Annotated in this window: 13 protein-coding genes; 6 read left to right on the forward strand and 7 right to left on the reverse strand. The window is 45.3% G+C overall.

Annotation, left to right across the window (positions count from 1 at the left end; translation table 11 throughout):
• Positions 1–18: 18 nt before the first annotated feature.
• Entirely contained in the window at positions 19–1,572 is a 1,554-nt protein-coding gene (locus tag IPL34_RS01220) for a glucan biosynthesis protein (RefSeq protein ID WP_296836524.1), read from the reverse strand.
• 180 nt (positions 1,573–1,752) lie between these two features.
• On the opposite strand from IPL34_RS01220, the gene opgC reads away from it, so the two are divergent.
• Positions 1,753–2,910 carry an OpgC domain-containing protein gene (gene opgC, locus IPL34_RS01225; protein ID WP_296836527.1) on the forward strand — a complete coding sequence of 386 codons (1,158 nt, stop codon included), beginning with the start codon at positions 1,753–1,755 and terminating at the stop codon, positions 2,908–2,910.
• On the opposite strand, the gene IPL34_RS01230 is transcribed toward opgC, so the two are convergent.
• The 5 genes from IPL34_RS01230 to nagZ all read right to left on the reverse strand — a co-directional run bounded on the left by IPL34_RS01230 (position 2,901) and on the right by nagZ (position 6,222).
• Complete coding sequence (locus tag IPL34_RS01230; RefSeq protein ID WP_296836529.1) at positions 2,901–3,203, reverse strand: DUF1127 domain-containing protein; 303 nt, start codon at positions 3,201–3,203, stop codon at positions 2,901–2,903. The genes opgC and IPL34_RS01230 overlap by 10 nt on opposite strands.
• A gap of 156 nt (positions 3,204–3,359) precedes the next feature.
• Positions 3,360–3,803: a protein YgfX gene (locus IPL34_RS01235; RefSeq protein ID WP_296836531.1), complete on the reverse strand. Its 444-nt coding sequence runs from the start codon at positions 3,801–3,803 to the stop codon at positions 3,360–3,362.
• A gap of 33 nt (positions 3,804–3,836) precedes the next feature.
• The gene (locus tag IPL34_RS01240) at positions 3,837–4,577 is read right to left on the reverse strand and encodes an S-methyl-5'-thioinosine phosphorylase (protein ID WP_296836532.1); all 741 of its coding nucleotides are present in this window, start codon (positions 4,575–4,577) and stop codon (positions 3,837–3,839) included.
• 2 nt (positions 4,578–4,579) lie between these two features.
• Entirely contained in the window at positions 4,580–5,134 is a 555-nt protein-coding gene (locus IPL34_RS01245) for a hypoxanthine-guanine phosphoribosyltransferase (RefSeq protein ID WP_296836535.1), read from the reverse strand.
• Between the two features lie 56 nt (positions 5,135–5,190).
• Positions 5,191–6,222, reverse strand: coding sequence for a beta-N-acetylhexosaminidase (nagZ, locus tag IPL34_RS01250; RefSeq protein ID WP_296836537.1), 1,032 nt, complete (start codon positions 6,220–6,222; stop codon positions 5,191–5,193).
• A gap of 298 nt (positions 6,223–6,520) precedes the next feature.
• Between nagZ and IPL34_RS01255 the strand changes: the two genes are divergently transcribed.
• Positions 6,521–7,273: a hypothetical protein gene (locus tag IPL34_RS01255; RefSeq protein ID WP_296836539.1), complete on the forward strand. Its 753-nt coding sequence runs from the start codon at positions 6,521–6,523 to the stop codon at positions 7,271–7,273.
• Between the two features lie 32 nt (positions 7,274–7,305).
• Here IPL34_RS01255 and IPL34_RS01260 read toward each other — a convergent pair whose 3' ends face one another.
• Complete coding sequence (locus IPL34_RS01260) at positions 7,306–12,576, reverse strand: CHAT domain-containing protein (protein ID WP_296836543.1); 5,271 nt, start codon at positions 12,574–12,576, stop codon at positions 7,306–7,308.
• 177 nt (positions 12,577–12,753) lie between these two features.
• On the opposite strand from IPL34_RS01260, the gene IPL34_RS01265 reads away from it, so the two are divergent.
• From IPL34_RS01265 to IPL34_RS01280, 4 genes are all read left to right on the forward strand, one after another.
• Positions 12,754–14,307 carry a hypothetical protein gene (locus IPL34_RS01265; protein ID WP_296836545.1) on the forward strand — a complete coding sequence of 518 codons (1,554 nt, stop codon included), beginning with the start codon at positions 12,754–12,756 and terminating at the stop codon, positions 14,305–14,307.
• Positions 14,308–14,393: 86 nt separating this feature from the next.
• Entirely contained in the window at positions 14,394–16,832 is a 2,439-nt protein-coding gene (locus IPL34_RS01270; protein WP_296836547.1) for a hypothetical protein, read from the forward strand.
• Positions 16,833–16,955: 123 nt separating this feature from the next.
• The gene (locus IPL34_RS01275; protein ID WP_296836549.1) at positions 16,956–17,453 is read left to right on the forward strand and encodes a hypothetical protein; all 498 of its coding nucleotides are present in this window, start codon (positions 16,956–16,958) and stop codon (positions 17,451–17,453) included.
• 58 nt (positions 17,454–17,511) lie between these two features.
• Positions 17,512–17,664, forward strand: coding sequence for a hypothetical protein (locus tag IPL34_RS01280; RefSeq protein ID WP_296836551.1), 153 nt, complete (start codon positions 17,512–17,514; stop codon positions 17,662–17,664).
• Positions 17,665–17,697 lie beyond the last annotated feature (33 nt).

Consider the following 17,697-nt stretch of genomic DNA (forward strand, 5'->3'; position numbering starts at 1 on the left):
TTGATTCATTTATAATAGTTAAAGACTCTGACAATATTCAGACGAAATGGGATAGACCCACCTTTCACTTAAGGGCTTAGTACCCACTTTCAAATGCGCAAATACCACCATAGGCTCATGACAACGCTCTCGGCGCAGTTTGGCTGCTATAACTAAACGTTGCCCACGCGGGAGATAAGGATGGTTAAATAATTGGCTTGCTTGAATCACCACGTTGTCTGATTGACCTATTTCAACTTCAATTGGTTCAGTAGTAGGGGGAATATCTTTAAAATCGACAAACAAACGCAATAGCCCTTCTTGATTAGGTAGGCTATCTACGTTTTTAGTAGCAATACGTGTGGCGTCGACTTTACCTAATTGATGATGCTGGGGGTCTTGTTGCAGCCAAGTCAGGCGATAATGCCAACGCTGCTCAGACTGAAGCTGCTCTGGCTGCCAGTAAACTACCACATTATCCAGTACATCGGATTGGGTAGGAAAATGCACTAAGCGCAACACTCCCGCCCCCCAGTCATTTAAAGGCGTCACCCATACACTTGCACGCTCTTGATAGTGAGCCTCTAAATCTTGGTAATGGTCAAAGTTACGATCACGCTGTAATAACCCAAACCCTTTTAACCCTATAGGGGCAATGGTATGAGCCGTGAAATAAGGCGGCTGATAGAGGGGCTGCCATTTAAATCCGCTCGTATCTTCGAGTAACACTCCATCCGAATCATGCACCTCTGGTCGATAGTCCCCACTGCGATAGGCGGAGTTTTCTCCATGAAAAAACATACTGGTTAGAGGAGAGATACCTACCTTTACAGTGTTATCGCGCCAAAATAATACTGTATCGACCTCTGCCGTAGTCTCTGTAGTGTCTAAAGCAGGTGTAATGCGTAATTCACTCACGCCCGTGACCGAAGGGCTATCTAATAAAGCACATAAGGTTAGGGTATTAGCCTCTGGATTAGGTTTTTCAATCCAAAAAGCACGATAGTCGGGAAACTCTTCTTGCCCTTCAAGGTCAGTATTAATACCTAAGCCACGTACTGATAAGCCGTAAACCTGATCTGCACTACGCGAGCGAAAGTAACTAGCACCCTGAAACACAAAAAATTCATTATGAAACTCATCTTTTTTTAGTGGATAAAGAATACGAAAACCTGTAAAACCCCTCTCCGTTTTATCAAGTGCCGCTAGTAGATGAGCAGACTCAAAGTAATCGGGTTGAAAAGGTAGTGCTTTAGCCTCACCTTGCTCCCAAAGATACAACTCAATCGGGTGTCTAAAACTCAATCCGGGAGGTAAAGGCTCTAACTGAAAAGGCAACTGCTCTTTGCGCCAAATGGTTTTTTCTGGTTTAAAGCGCAACAAGCGGTAATTGTCGTAATCCAGTTCACTGACAGCCTCTTCACTAATAGCAGCAGGTGCTTGATAAGGTTGGGTCGCTAAGCGGCGTGCTTGTTCTTGTACATAAGCTTTGCATCCCACAGGCTTTACCGGACTGGAGTTAGCATAGCTACTAGGCAATACAACTAAATAGATCAGTAGTGCCTTAAAACAGCTAGCTAAAATAGTTCTCATGAACACAGCGCAACTTTCCATAGGATAGTAGATAGTTAATAGCTTAAGGATAAATAAGATAGTAGGTGATGTACCGTCGGATTGTGTAGGTCAGATTTGCGATTGCCAATGCCGCGCGTATCATCGCATAGCTCTAGTTAGCCCGCTAGTATGGCGGATGAAAATATTATTGGTTAAAAAATGCAATTACCTCAAACCACGCCCCTCCTTTCTGTCAAACGTGACCTCACACTAGATGTATTACGCGGTGTCATGTTGTTAATTATGGCTATGGATCATTTTGGCGAACCCATTATGCAATACACATGGGAAGCAGCAGGTTTCGTGAGTGCCGCAGAAGGGTTTGTGTTTTTATCTGGCTTGTTGGTCGGTTTGATTTACTCACGTTATCTCAATCGCCCGCAGTGGACTTTAGAACAGCGTATTTGGCAGCGGGCTGGGGTAATTTATGTATATCACTGGCTAGCGCTTCTAGGGGTTTTTCTCTTTACTTTGACCAGTCTTAAACTGCAAGCACCGTGGCAAAGCTATGCGGTTGCAATGGAGCAAACCCCGTGGCTGGCATGGCTGTCGGGTATGCTATTAATTTATCAACCGCCCATGCTTGATATTTTGCCTTTGTATGTCAGTTTAATGCTGGTAGCTCCTCTAGCGTTACGCTTAATGGCTCAAGATAAAGCTCATTGGGTGATTGCAGGTTCTTTGCTTATTTGGCTCACTGCTCAGTGGGATTTAAAAAACTATCTGCTTAATCAGCTCAGTATTGAACCCTTGATTATCGGCTTAGGCTCGTTCGACTTGTTGGGTTGGCAACTATTATTTGTCTTGGGTATGTATATGGGTTTTAGACGCTATCAAAATCAGGGTCTCCCTACTCCCATTATTCCTACTTTATGGTCTTTGGCTTTAGGGCTGGTGATTGGATTATGGCTTTTGCGACATCAATATATTCAAACGGGATGGCTCGAAGCGTATGAACATACAGATCGAGAAAGTATTGCATGGTTACGACTGATTAACTTTTTGGCGATAGCTTATGTTATAGCTGGAATCATGCAGGCATTAGTGCGCTATGTGCCACGGGTATTTGAATTAGGTGCGATACGGTGGCTTGCGTTTTTAGGGCAACATTCATTGCAAGTATTCGCTTTCCACTTAGTGGTGTTGTACTGCTATATACCGTTTCGTTGGGGTGAGTATGGTTTGACGGATGGACAAAAGGGTGTGGTATTAGTGGTCTTTTTAGCCAGTCTTACTCTACCGGCTTGGCTACATCAGCGTTCACAGGAACGACAACATAGCCAAACACGGGGGAAAGTATCCTCGACCTACACATAGAAGTTACTAGCCATTAGATTTCCACGCTGCGCCGGTTTAAATACTGGCGTTGGGCGTGTGAGGCTAGTAGTAGACTCCAGAGTAGGTTGGTCCCAAGAAATAGGTTCTGGAACTAAGGTTTCAGTGACTTTCCAAGGAAAAGCGCTAATACCTTGCTCCAATAACTCACGACTAATGCCCAGATCAGCTAATACATAATCATCTAGTCTTAATAATTGCTGACGGGTATAAGCATATTCGATACGTTCTAAGCCATAACGGGCAAAGCTAATCATTGAACTTAATAGTGTCATATTCGACTCCTTGATGGGGTTAATTTGTTATTATCGTATTTGCTATACCTACCATCTTAGTCATTCTACTGCACTGCAACAAACGACTTATTCAAAGGTATCCTTTTAGAAAAACTAAGGATCATTAGCTCGCACAGCAACCCCACACTGCACCCATCAATGCATTATTCCCCAACGCATCATCAAGCTTTGCCAAGTAGCGGGCGCTACTGCATCGGGCAAAACAATAGTGCTGACATGCCCAAGACTAGGATGAGTAAAACCCAAAATAACTAACCAGCGTTTAACAAAACTTTGCTGAGCCAAAGCAACCGTTTGCCACTCAGGATTGACACCCACTTGAATTTGCCACTCACCCGAATCTAACCAGCGAATGGCTTTAATAGAGCGTTCCGAATGATGCCAATATTGTAATTTTAAAGAGCGCCATGCCGATATACCCACTACCAAAGCCATCAACACGCGAACCCACCAAGGAAAAGCGGGAGTACTTAATGCCACTACCGCCACTAGCGTATGGATACTAAGAATAAAACTAAACAAATAGCGCGAGGGTTTAAGCAGTAGCTCTATGCTGTGGGTAAAACGATTAGCACTCATACCTAGCCTCTCATGATTAAGCCATGCTCGTCCTTAACACACTAAACTACGCAATAAAATACGTACTTGTGCCATGCCCTGACTCAAATTGGCTTGAATTTCATCCATAGTAATAACCGCTTGCTCACCTTTACCAGCAGCCCAATTTGCTACCACATTACAACTGGCATAGCACAACCCTAATTCCCGCGCTAACGCTGCCTCTGGCATAGCAGTCATGCCTACTACATCACAACCATCACGTTCCATACGTTGAATTTCAGCCGCCGTTTCCAAACGTGGACCTTGTGTCACTCCATAGGTCGCACCATCTAATATGCCTAGGTGCTTACCTGCGACTAATAGGGCTTGGCGCAAATCCTCGCAATACGGATTAGAAAAATCAATATGAGTGACCTTTTCCAAGCCTTCATCAAAATAAGTATGTTTACGCCCATAGGTGTAATCAATCAATTGATGCGGAATGACTAAGGCTTGGGGGCGCATTGGAGCAGTAATCCCCCCCACTGCGGCAATAGCTACCACCTTTTCCACTCCAATGCTTTTTAGCGCCCACATATTAGCGCGATAATTAATCTGATGGGGTGGAATCGTATGGGTATAACCGTGTCGTGCTAAAAAAGCAATGCGATGCTGACCAATTCGACCGTGGGTAATTTGCCCAGAAGGCTCACCATAAGGTGTATGGACTACTTCCTTATGAATAATTTCCAAACCCTCAATGGCTGTTAGTCCCGTTCCCCCAATCACTGCAAAATCAATATATTCGCTCATTATTATTCTCCGGCTGCGTAGATCCCGTCGGCATTACGCCAATATTCTTTATAATCCATCCCAAAGCCAAATACATAACGATCTGGCACTTGTAACGCACAAAAATCGACTTGAGCCTCAGGATTACGGCGATTATGTATTTTTTCAATTAACACCGCGACTTGTACCGAAGCAGGCTCTTGCGCTTTACACCAACGCACGATTTCACACAGAGTGTGCCCTTCATCTAAAATATCATCGACTAATAATACATGGCGTCCCTTTAAACTATTTTGCGGACGGCACAACCAATGCACATCACCCGCCCCCGACGTTTCGCCTCGATAACGTGTGGCATGTAAATAATCGACCTGTAAAGGAAAGGGCAAATGCGCCAATAAATGCCCTGCTGTCACTAAGCCACCATTCATGACGCAAATAAACAGAGGATCTTTATCCGCTAATACCTCTGTTATATCAATTGCTAGCTGCTTTATAGCGCCCTGTACCGTCTCAGCAGAATGTAAGCACTCGGCTTGTTGTAGCGCTGCTTGGGCTTGTTCGACTGTAATACTCATATGCTCACTCCGCAAAAGGCTAACAGCATACCGTGAGGTTCTGAGGCTCTCAATGTCTATGCTACCTTTGGCAATAAAGTAGTCATTAAATTATGTGCTTGTTGCCACTGAGGACTGTGCATTAATTCAGCGTGACTCATAAATGCTTTCCCTTGCATGCTCTGAATCCGCGCTAGTGAAACGGCAGGAACGGAATAAGTTAAATGATCCAAAATGTCTATAATGCCTTCGCGCCGATTACACGCCATAATCATATCGCACCCCGCTTGCAAAGCTGCTTGGGCACGCTCAGCATAACTACCTGCCACCGTCGCCCCTTCCATACTGAGATCATCACTAAACACTAAGCCCTGAAAACCTAATTGCTCGCGCAAAATCGTTTGAATCCAGTACTTAGAAAACCCCGCTGGCTGACTATCCACTTGCTGATAAATCACATGAGCTGGCATAACCGCATTAAGACCTGCTTGGATGAGCCTTTTAAAAGGTTGCAGATCGTGTTGCTCAATCTGCTCGAAAGAGCGTAAATCAATGGGAACAGCATGATGTGAGTCTGCTTCCACAAAACCATGCCCCGGAAAATGTTTACCGGTAGCCGCCATACCTGCCTCACGCATACCTTGTATATAATGAATCGCCAGCTCACTCACAATCTCAGGATCACGATGCCAAGAACGATCCCCCACCACACTGCTAACCCCGTAATCCAAATCCAATACAGGCGCATAGCTAAAATCAATATCTAAAGCACGTAACTCGGCTGCCATTAGCCAACCGGCTTGTTTAGCTTGTGCTTTAGCTTGTATCGCGTCGGTAGCATAAGCTGCCCCCAAAGAACGTAAGGAAGGTAAACGGGTAAATTCCGAGCGAAAACGCTGTACCCGCCCGCCCTCATGATCGACTGAGAGCAATAAGCGCCGTTTGGATGCGCTTCTAATCTGGGCAATCAGCGCTTGTAACTGCTCTAGTGTTTGATAGTTTCGACTAAAAAAGATAATCCCACCGATCAGAGGATGATTCACTAACTCATGCTCTTCAGCGCTTAACTCTACCCCAGTGAGATCCAGCATTAATGGCCCTAGCTCCATACCTATTACCCTTTTAATTTGATTGAAACCCTATAGTACAAGGTTAAGGGGGTGATGCTGCATGCTTCCTGAAATATAGTGATATGCCCTCACACCTCTTATCCCATAATGATATTAAATTATTATTTAAGCCCATTTTCCTAACCTAGATATGGACTCAACTTATAACTAGGTTAAGAACTACCTATAGAGGGAGAGAAAGCAGATAACAGTGAATTATGCTTGCTTTTTAAAAATTCTAATATTAGAATATTCTAATATTAAATGTTATCAACTTTTTGACGCTAGAGGCTTCATCATGAAACAAGTTAAAATCGCTTTATTAGTTGCATTATTAGCTACTGCTGGTACTGCCAGTGCAGATTTCTTCAATGGCTTCGATAATGGCAACGGCAGCGGTGCTGCGGCTGGTCAAGGTAATACTCAAGGTTCTGCCAATGCACAAGGTCAAGGTGCAGGTACGGGTGCAGGTGATGCGCGTGGTTGGGGTCGTGGTCGCGGTACTGGCGACGGTGAGATGGATTTCTCTCTGAATTTCAAAGGTAAAGGCAACACTGACATGAATGCTGATACCTACGGTCAAGGTCGTGGCAATACCAATGCTAACCTTTATGGTTTAGGTAATGGTTATGGCAATGGTTATGGCTACGGTACAGGCAATACTAATGGTTATACCTCTAACGGTGGTTATCCTTACGGTGGTTACAACCCTTATATGATGCAAATGCCTGCTCAACCTATGGTAATGCCACAAATGGGGGCACCAATGGTAATGCCACAAGGTGGTATGCCCATGATGCAAATGCCTAATTTCCAAGCTCAGCAACAACAGTTAATGCAACAGCAACAACAATTGGAAGCTCAACGCCAAGCATTCATGAAGTATGTTGAAGCGCAACAACGTCAGTTAATGCAAGCTCAACAAGCATTACAAGCGGCTCAAACTCCAGCAGCTCCTGCGGCTGAAGCACCAGCAGCTCCTGCTCAAGCACCAGCGGCTCCTGCTCAAGCACCAGCGGCTCCTGCTGCTCAAGCGCCAGCAGCTCAATAATTCACTATTGACTCTCTCGCTCTCACTACCCGTTAGTCACTAACGGGTAGTAGTTGCCAGCGTTGCTTTAATTGTCCCTTCAAATCCTGAAGTGCTTGGCGCTCAGTCTCAGCAAAAACAGCTTGCTTGAGCATCACTGTCAAAAAATCCAAATGTTCACTGACAAAGCGAATCCTACGGGGTGGCGCTCCGCGTTCTAATGCCTTTTCGTAATAATGAATAATACTCTCTAAACGAGGTTTAGTACTTGGCATTAAATAGCGCACCAATAACACTTCAGCTTGATTAACCGCCGCTAAGAATGTGGGTGCTTGTTGTTCTTGATTTTTAGCCTCCACCTCAGCACGAGTGAGCCATTCTGTTAAAATGACCCAATCCCTTTCGGTCAATAATTGCTCTTGGCGCTGATAGCGTACCAAACGACACGTCAACCAATTCACTAGGGGATAAGTTGCTACCTGTTGCTTGGCATTCCAAAATTCCTGATGAGCACGCCAATAAGCTGCCTCCATGTGCTTTAAGATTTCACCTTGGGTTTCATACGGCTCCATCATACTAAGGCGCTTAAAATACTTAGCTCGTTCTTCTAAACGATTTTGGGTTTGCGCGACTATCGAACCTTTGATTAATCCTTGAGGAGGGGAAACGACCTGATCTAAATGATCTAACCAATTCAGTATTTTTAAAGCTTCGGTCATTAGCTCTTTAGACGTGGAAGCGACTGGACTGTATTCTACTAATTCAGGGTATTGATGGAGTTGCAAAGCATAGGCAGTAAGCACGCCCACTAAATCATCCCAAGTACTCATTAAGTAGTCGGCTTTTTCGGCGTAGAGAGCTTGCTTATAAGTCTGAAGCGCTTGGGGAAATTGATCCAGCTTACTGTAAACTCGTCCAAGACGACTTAATAAACTGGCTTCCTGCATCCATTCAGTCGGGGTCACCTGTGCAATTAAATTAACCTTATTGAGCAGCCACTGATATTCCCCTAGACGTAAGCTATCGCTGGCATTAATTAAATTATCTAACTCAGTACTCACCTCTAATGGCGCGATAAACTGCGGCACTTTGACAAACTCACTACTATCCTCGCCTAGACTAAGCTCTTGTACCAAGCGATAGTCTGGATCACCATAACATTGGTACGCCCCCCACGTATTAGAATTAGGGTAAAGACGCCAAGTATCTTGCCTTGCTTGTAATACCGCTGCGCCAAAAGTGCTACCTGTTAATAAGGCTCGATAACAGGTTTCAGCAAATAAACGCGCTGCTGCATCAGCCACTTCCCACCCTGCCACCAGCGCCACACGCACCCCCATAGCAATTAAGCTTTCGGCAAAACTGGCGGCAAACTGATGACGCTCCTCCGTCGTGGCGTGACTGAGCGCTGTAGGGGGTTGGTCTACCTTACCCAAATGACAACAGTTCACAAATACGAGTTCCGGCACTTGGCGCATTTGTTCAATTTCAACTGCGGTTAAAAATTCATTATTACCGATGACCATTCCGGTCACTAACTCACCATCATCACGCTGATAGCAATAAACCCCATGCCCTGCTAAATGCAATACCCGTAGTTCACGACTATGGAGCGCACACAGAATCGACTCCGCTTGAGTATCGATTTCACGCACCACCTCAAAACTATATTGCTCTAATAAATTTGCAACCTGTTGAGCCTCTTGACGCGCAGCGGGTAAACGTTGCAGTGCAGTTAGGGTAAGCACCGGATCCCCCACCACCAGAGCCGAGCGACCACTAGGATTGAGAACAGTTTGCCTAAATTGTTTAGTTTGTAATTGGCGCACTAAGCCCGTACGCACCGCTAAAGGCACTTGATCGGGATCATGACGATTTTGTAATAGCTCCCACGGATAAGCAGCGGCCTCGCTATTGAGTACTAAGACCCAATGCTCAGAGCGTAAGGTTTGCTCTTTCAAAGTATTAGGCAAAAGCATTTCAAATAATACCTTACCCACCTCACAGCTATCCGCTGCCACCTTGGGCTGGCTCATCGCTTTAGACACCAATTGATCGACTAATTGGCGTTGCGTGGGTTGTAGAATTGACTCGGCTCGCGCTCGCTCAGTTAAAGTCAAAAAACTCAGACCTTGTGTACTACCGGTAATCTGCAAGCGTTGCCACCAACCACTGGCCTCACTATACACCACACGGCTATAGCTCCCCGGTAGGTTGCGTACCCAACTACTTAGGCTAAACTCATCTCGAAACTCACTCTGCTGTACTATGTCCTGTAGTTGCTTGGCTGCCTCAATCGCTTTATCGGTATATAGCTCGACAAATTCCAACGCTTGAAAACGCAATGCTATTTGACTACCCACCATGTTAAGTAACGCGCTATTCGCCCCCTGCACCGCCCGCAAAATGGCGATTAACCCCTCGCGCAAACTTAAACCACTCGCTTGTGTGCCCACTAACAGACTACTCATCTCCAAGGTCTGAGTAAAACGTGTACTCGCCTCTGGATCTGACTGATCACTCACCTGACTCATAGCATAGCGCAATAAGCCATGCGTAAAGGTACGTGTTAACGCTTGTGTCGTGAGCTTACCCACCTCACCTAAACCTATGACTAACGCGCCTGCTGGCTGTTTACCGATATTTAAAATCAGTTCGGAGCTATTCAGTGCAGCGGGATAAATCCCCAAACGATGTAATTCACGCAGCCGTCCATTTAAGCGCTGATCCAAGGCACTCTCCGCACTGACTATGCCATTGCCCTCATAATGCCCCACCGCTAATACACGACTCACATGCTCTAAATTGCCTTGCGCCACCCAAAGTTCTACGGGAGGCAAGGTAGCTGTTCTAGTTTCAAGGGTGTGATAGCCAAAGGCAGCCGCTCTTATCAGCTCAATGGTGGGATAAAGTATAGGTATATTAGACGGTAAACGCGCCAACGTTTCAGTAGGTACGGTGGGCAAAACCCGTGGCAAAGCAGTAGTATGCCCTTGCTCTAGTAGCTCAGTAAAAGCGGCAAAATAACGCGCATTATTCAGCATTAAGCCATGTTCTAAAGGCACTTGCCACTGAGCCAAAGTCGCTGAAATACTTGCCCAGCTCACTACGCCATCGCCATAGCGTGTCGCCAACCACTGTGCGTCTTGAGTACGTTGCACCGGTGTTAAACCACTCTCACCTCGTACATAGAGAACCCGATCTAGGTTCAGGCTTTGTCCCTGATTTAAAGCACTTTGATAAGTTTGGGCTAGTTGCAAGCGCTCTGAAAACGTTGGATCTTTAAGCGTTTGAGCCGCCCAACGTTCCGGTATTAAATAATCACTAGGCAATAAATCCACCAAGCCCTGATAGGTCGCCAATTGAGCTATGATCGGATTTTTGTGCGGTTTACTGCCCTCAACAATATCCAAATAATCAATCAGACGCTCCTCACCATAAAGCCATTGTGCTACTCGTGCCGTACCTTGTAGTGGAGCACCTAATAATAATAGCCGTGTATCTGCCTCTACCGTTAAACGCTGCCACAATAGCGGTTCCTTTTGCACTAAGCTCCAAGCCACTAACCCGCCTGCTGAATGAGCCACTATACGCAGCGAATCAGTAGCCCCTTGTTGTTTACGCTCTTGTAGTAATTGTTTGAGTAATGCAACGAATTGATCTAGTGCTACTTGAGTAGGTTGACGCCAATCATAGGCAAAAGGAATAACCCGATAATGCGCCTCTAAATAGTGCAACCACGGCGTATAGTGTTCACCGATGACCGCACCCACACTAACCTTTCCATTGGTGAGAGTTAGCTTGGCAAAATCCCCCCAGTGTAAAGCTGACTCATTCAGCCACACAGGTTGTCCGTCGATCAATAATTCTGAACCCAATAAGCCTGCAATAAAAATGACGCTTCCACGATTAGCTTTGGATGTCCCTGTATTAGGCATTGCTCGATAGCAGGGCTTTGCCTCGGCTAGTATTTGCCAATGTGCATCTAATTCCGGTGCTTGTAACGCCGATACTACGCGCTCTAATATTCCCGCATCGAACCAATAATTAAAATGCTGCGTTTTGCCATGCCCTGCACAGTAGTAATAGCGTCCTTCACTCCGCTGCGCTCCTCCATACGTAGCTTGCAAGGCAACGACGCCATCATGCGGTTCTGTCGCTAACATTGGGCTAATAAATTCGGCTAGCCACTGCTCTAAAGCATCGGTTTGCTTATGACTGACTAACTGCGCTGCCTGCCCTTTGAGTAGCGTTTGAGGGTTATTGAGTAATCTAATTAAGCTACTCTTAGGCTGTAATGCCATTAATCCCGCTAAATCACTAGGGACTAGCTTTAAGGCTAGCGCTAAACCTAACCAAGCGAGACGATAGTTGCAATTAGCGTCTTTTACAGCAGGAGCTAAAGTCGTGACTTGTTGCTGTAGGGCATTCAACCAACTGACTAAGGCGCTTAGTTCTAAATAGGCTAATCCCCAACCACGTAAAGGTGCGCCTAAGGTTATGACCTTAGTAACCGTGAGCTGCTTAGCACTCACTTGCTGTACTAAACTCTTCAGTTTTTGGGTTAACTCAGCCTCACCTAGACTCTCTAATTGAGCATAAATTGCTTGCTCCCAAGGGGCTTGGCTCACTTGAGCTAGCAATTCAGCTAATACCCCTCCCACCCCATACCCCACACAATGCAACTCTGCTCCTTGGGGTAAGAGCTGGACTACCTGTTGCAACGTGTTAATAGGGTGATGGACAAACGCAGAATATTCAAAGCCGAATATTTGTTGACCATAAGGACGCAATAAACGCTCTAAGTAGCTATTAGGGTTGTAGTGAGGGCGAGCTTGCCACAATACGCCAAAACTATCGGTGAGGCTCTGTAGTGCATCAGGCAATAGCAGCAATACGGGCTGAGTGCGCTTAATTAAGGGCGCTGAATTAACTGGTTTTAAGTTAAAGGGTAGCTGTGGCGTAAACTGATAAAGTCCTAATCTAGCATGCTGTTGTTCTAACTGAATTAAAGTCACTAGGGGGTGAATAGTGTGTGTCGTCTCTAGTTGTAACAGGCTAAGTCTCAGCAGGGCTGGAGGCGGATTAGTGAAATCTAATTGATAGCGTTTTTGAGCCTCGTCTACACTCAAATACTGTATAAGTCCCTCTTGAAACTCCAGTTGAATCAAGGTCGTATTAGTGAGATTAATGAGGTACTGCTCTTGCCCCTGTAGCAATGACCACTGACCTATTAATTTCCAAGTTATACTATCTGTGGTCAGTGTTGTAGGTAAGGCGCGTGGGCTATTCACTACCGAGCCACTCAATACTAGCTGATCCATTACTATTCCTTATAACGACAAACGGCTAAACAATAGACATAACCTCACTACATGACCTGCAATTCTACCCTCTATCTGGAAATATACACCCCTAAGTCGATTGACTCGGCTTCTCAGTGGTAAAAGCCCCCCTCAACATCTATAGCAAGCCTATACTGCTTTTATTAGGATTTCAGGATGTATCAGCCTCGTACTTATCACGAATTGGCTCACTCTACTGCTTTACACTGTGCTCGCCTTACACCACCCGCTTTTACTCGCCTCAGTTTGGAAGAGGCTAATCAATGGCTGATGCAAAATCCTCAATTAAACTATGCACGCCCCCTACCTACCTCAACCTATCAACTTAACCTACCGACTATTCATTCACTTTGGCATGATAATGGAATCAAGGGTGCTACTGAATTATTTAATAAAATCTTATTACTGGATAATCAAACCCATTTAGTTAGCACTTTATTACCCACAGAGCAGCCCTTACATTTAATTGGCTTTAAAAATAATTGGCGCTCTAAGCAACGCGATGTATTACGCTATATCGCTCCGGGCGAGTGGTATCTAGGCACTTCCCACCGCAACCCTAGTGAACGCTTTATTACGCGTCAAACGCTGCAAGATCCCCTCTTAAGCCGCTCATTGCTTAATTTAAGTATTGATCATATTCGCCACTATATTGGAGTGTGTGATACCTCTCAACGCGCGGGAGTAGTCGCCGTCGATGTACCGCGTCACTATGCCTCAGAACAGGCAGCAGGGCATATTAATCCTAAAGATCATCCCGCCCTGCTCTGGCGTTTACGTTTTCCTAGTCACATTACGCCTGCTCAGCAACGAGCTTATATTAATAATATTCGTACTTGGACCATGCTCTTACATAAGATTGTGCGGTTTGCTGAGTCCTCAAGCGGCTCTGATGTAGTGCACTATGCGACTTGGGAGCAGATTGAACACTTAGGGCAGCAGATTTTAGCCACTTTACAGCAGCGTGGGCGCACACCGATAGCCCCGATTGAGGCGCAGCAAGTATCTTTAGTAGAGGCGAGTTTCCATTTGCCGCTCAATTTAGGTTTAAATATCCCTTTAAACGAAACCAGTATCACTGAGCTTTACGGTCAAGAAGCGTGGTTTACGGTGCAACGTTTAGTACGCGAAGGACGCAGGATCTGGCGTGCTAATCGTATTCCTGACATTTATGGCTTGGGTGCACACCACTACGTGCAATACTCTGAACAACATCGTATGGTGCAGCTAGAACTAGCCCCTCAATGGCTCATGCCCTTTAAACAAGACTTAGTGTTTAAGCCTTGGGGAGTGCAGGGAGTGTTATTGCACTGCTTACAACGCATCGCACCTCACTGGGATACTCAAGATTGGCATACCAGTAATCAACTAGCCGATATATTGAGCTATTTAAAACCAACTCTGCTCCTAGCACTGGGTGTGCCTAGCCCACAGCTAGCGCCCCCTGAGTTGGTACTTAAGTTTGATGAGTTAATCAGTACTATTCGTACTCATCACCCCTCCTATCAGGCATTACTACAGCAACTTCAACCGCGCTTTGAGCAAATAGAGCAAATACTTAAAAATGCTCATCTCAGCAAGGGTGCTTATCTACCGGTAGCTTATTTACTACACCTAGCTTACCCCCCTCAAGCGGTATCAGAACTGGCTTTGGAGCCTATGGGTCAGATGCTTCATGTCGATTTACTAAAACCTATTGAGCATAAATAGTCCTAATTCATGCGGTAGTCTGTTAGCCAGTGGCAAGATTAATACAAAAGTAAATTTAGCTTGTTGTTGTGTGCGAGGCCACTTAAATGGTATCGGATTTGTCTACTACTACGCCGCTACATCCTATGATGGGTTGGCGTTACTCTTTAACACGTTGTTTGGGACGTACCGCCCTAGCGGATGTTTATTGGGCGCGTGATTTAGAAGTTAAGGACACCACCCAACCCGAAGCGCATGTTTTATTATTGAAAGTCAGCTCAGTACTTAGCCAACTCTCTGGTTTTGAGGATGCCTTATATGATGTGTTGATGCCCTTTACTGAGCCTAGTTCACCTGTCTTACCCACCATTACTGACAGTGGTAATGACAACGGTACATTATGGCTAGTCATGCCTCATACGGAAGGGAAACTATTGAGTGACTACCTGCAAGGTGGCAAAGATAACAAACGTTTAGTACAAGAGTTAAAGCCCTATCTGAATGTGGTAGCGACGAGTCTGACACAATTAAAGCCTCCCACTTATGGCTTTTTAGAGCCTGCTGTTTTGCAATTTTATGCTAATCAGGTGCGGTTCTTAAATGCCCCCTTAGTGTATGCCTTGCGCCACTATATTGAACAAAATACCGCACAAACAGATTATCGTCTGACTTTAAATTCTGGCTATATTAGTCCAGCCGTAGCCGTAGGTGATGTGCCACAACCTGAAGACGATGTATTTTCTTTAGCCTGTATAACCTATCACTTTTTAACCGGTGAAGCGCCCTTTAAAAAGCAACATACCCTAGAAGCCGTGGTGCGCCATACTCAAGTGAGTGCTATTAAAGGCTTACCTGCTCATGTGCAAGACGTATTACATCAAGGTTTAACCTTACAACCCGGTATACGCCAAGCGACTCCTGCTTTATTTATTAGCCAGCTTACTAAGCGCACTTCACATACTAATAAAATCCTGCCTACCGCTGTCGCCGCCGCTGTAGCGATTACGGGATTAGCAGTGCATCATCTGGTACAACGGGCCGAAAATTATCTAGATCAACAAACCGCAACGCGTGCAGAGGCTAAATCCACCCTCAGTCATGAGCCTAAGCCCCATCCCGAAGCTGTACCTCAACCCAGCAGCACTCCTCAAGGAGTAGCATTGCAACCGGATCTCACACAAGCTCAAATAGGCGCTAAGTTAGGCACTACCCCTGCGGTTGAAAATACTATAGTGGCTACTGAGCTAGACCTATTGACGACTGAATTAAAACAGCAACTCAGTTTAGGCACACAAGCCCATCTAGCTCCTCTTGTTGCTAAAATTAAAGAACAACTCCGTCATTCTACTCAACGCCAAGAGTGGAGCGCGTTACTAGAGCAGGTGCTTCAACATGAACATCAACAAGCTCAATCTCTGTTGAATCATAATGACTTAAAAGCCGCCAATAATCGTTTAGCCCAATCTGGGCAGTGGATTATAGAATTTAGCCTAGCCGAGCAAAACCTGAAGCAATTGTCATTAGAACAACAATTAAAAGCTGCCCAAGCCGAACAACTAGCCATAGAACAATTACTCGCCCAAGCTCAAGAAGCTATCAGTCAGCAACGTTGGACTGATACTAATGGCACACAAAACGCTGCTGCGTTTTTAACCCAAGTCTTAGCACGTCAGACACAACATGCCGAAGCTAAACAACTACTTTTAGAGGCTGTTAAAAATCAGCACCAAGCCATCCAACGCCAAATTAATACTAAGTCGATTCAATCGACTCAAATGTTTCTAGCTGATACAGCAGCCTTGATTAGTAAGCACAATCTAGAACCCGCTCTCACTTACCAAATTCAACTAGAGTCCGACTATCAAACCTTAATCACGACTCAACCGACTTTAGTACAGCCCAACGTTACTGCACCTATTCCAGTCGTAGCGTCTACTGATCCGGTACAAAATCAGCCTAGTACGGCCAATACTGCACTCTCTGCTCAATCGCTCACTCAAGCTATTGAACAAGCAGCGAATATTCCGGTCTTTACACCTGTAGTCGCTGCCCAAACGCCAACTACTACCCAACATGATACTGACCTTAAAGCTAAAGAGACACGCCTTACTAAAGACTTAGCTAAGAAAACACCATCCTCTCTAGAGCCAACAGAACCTATTGCTCTAGCCCAACGTCCTGCCACAGTGCGCCCACCCATAGCTACAGTAAAAGCACAACCTAGCTCTACGACTCGTGTTACGCAACCGCCTATTCATTACCGTCCTCCGCCCACAAAATCGGTGCAAACACCACGCTTGATTACACCTAATCATCGTCCGATAAGACCCGATTACCCACCTCGTCAAGTGGCAGAGGATATAGAGCCTATGCGGCGTGCGGATCGAGCCTATGCAGTGCCGATACAACCTAGGCGCTTACCTCCTACACCGCAGTACCGTAATCCACCTATGCGAGCACAAGCACCTAGATCACAGCCTTACTCGCCCCCTATTGACTCGGTAGATGAGCTGATTGAAGTGCCTTTATCAACGATTTTGGATTAATTTTTAACTAATTGTCCAAATACCTAGGGTTATTTGACACTTTTGCGTCATCTCTTGGTCTATTATTGCGTTACACATATAGACCTAGCCAACTGATTACAAGGCTTTGACCAAGGGATGAACATGCACGCAACCACTTCCGGTGACGAAATTTTAAGAGGCATTATTACTGACTTACAACGTCAAGCACATTGGGCTGAAATTATTCCATTTTTAGAACAACACTCCGCTGATATTTTGCTTAAAAAACGGCAATCTCCAGCATTATATGCTAAACATAAACGTTGGTTACTCAATACAGAACGCTTAACTATTGCTCAAGTATTGGTATTCAGACGCCTGACTGGTCAAACGCCTTTATCCCAAGGTGAGTTTGTCCGTCTGCTGGGGGGCAATCCGTACTGCGAGGGAATTACGGCACAAGAGAAACGTGAGATACAATCTCATATCCAATATTGGACTAACCAGATTCGCAACAACATTCGTCCCATCATGGCAGACTATTTCGGGCTAATGAATATCCACTGGCAAGAAGGTGAGAAACCAGGTGGAGGTGAATATTCCATTCAAGCCTCTGATTTATTGCTAGAGTTTTTTCAAACTCGGCTCTATGCCACTTAAGAGATGAATACTTATGAATCAGAAATGTTGTGCACTTATGCTATTGGTGAGCTTGCTCATGACCAGTACCCCTTTATTGGCTGTAGATTCGGAAGCATTAGGAGAAGAGCTGAAGAAAGGGCAGAATCGTGCAGAAACTCAAAAGCCTACACCACAAAAGCAAGCAGATGAAGAGCTGGCTCGCACCTCTAAGCAGGGCAAAACCAAATAGATTGGCAATAAGGTACAGCTAACAAAAAGCCCG

This window comes from Thiofilum sp. (assembly GCF_016711335.1).
GTDB lineage: Bacteria > Pseudomonadota > Gammaproteobacteria > Thiotrichales > Thiotrichaceae > Thiofilum.

Bases quoted from the DNA above. Each gene is read 5' to 3' on its own strand.
- IPL34_RS01220 (WP_296836524.1), bottom strand. From the start codon at position 1,572: ATGAGAACTATTTTAGCTAGCTGTTTTAAGGCACTACTGATCTATTTA.
- opgC (WP_296836527.1), top strand. From the start codon at position 1,753: ATGCAATTACCTCAAACCACGCCCCTCCTTTCTGTCAAACGTGACCTC.
- IPL34_RS01230 (WP_296836529.1), bottom strand. From the start codon at position 3,203: ATGACACTATTAAGTTCAATGATTAGCTTTGCCCGTTATGGCTTAGAA.
- IPL34_RS01235 (WP_296836531.1), bottom strand. From the start codon at position 3,803: ATGAGTGCTAATCGTTTTACCCACAGCATAGAGCTACTGCTTAAACCC.
- IPL34_RS01240 (WP_296836532.1), bottom strand. From the start codon at position 4,577: ATGAGCGAATATATTGATTTTGCAGTGATTGGGGGAACGGGACTAACA.
- IPL34_RS01245 (WP_296836535.1), bottom strand. From the start codon at position 5,134: ATGAGTATTACAGTCGAACAAGCCCAAGCAGCGCTACAACAAGCCGAG.
- nagZ (WP_296836537.1), bottom strand. From the start codon at position 6,222: ATGGAGCTAGGGCCATTAATGCTGGATCTCACTGGGGTAGAGTTAAGC.
- IPL34_RS01255 (WP_296836539.1), top strand. From the start codon at position 6,521: ATGAAACAAGTTAAAATCGCTTTATTAGTTGCATTATTAGCTACTGCT.
- IPL34_RS01260 (WP_296836543.1), bottom strand. From the start codon at position 12,576: ATGGATCAGCTAGTATTGAGTGGCTCGGTAGTGAATAGCCCACGCGCC.
- IPL34_RS01265 (WP_296836545.1), top strand. From the start codon at position 12,754: ATGTATCAGCCTCGTACTTATCACGAATTGGCTCACTCTACTGCTTTA.
- IPL34_RS01270 (WP_296836547.1), top strand. From the start codon at position 14,394: ATGGTATCGGATTTGTCTACTACTACGCCGCTACATCCTATGATGGGT.
- IPL34_RS01275 (WP_296836549.1), top strand. From the start codon at position 16,956: ATGCACGCAACCACTTCCGGTGACGAAATTTTAAGAGGCATTATTACT.
- IPL34_RS01280 (WP_296836551.1), top strand. From the start codon at position 17,512: ATGACCAGTACCCCTTTATTGGCTGTAGATTCGGAAGCATTAGGAGAA.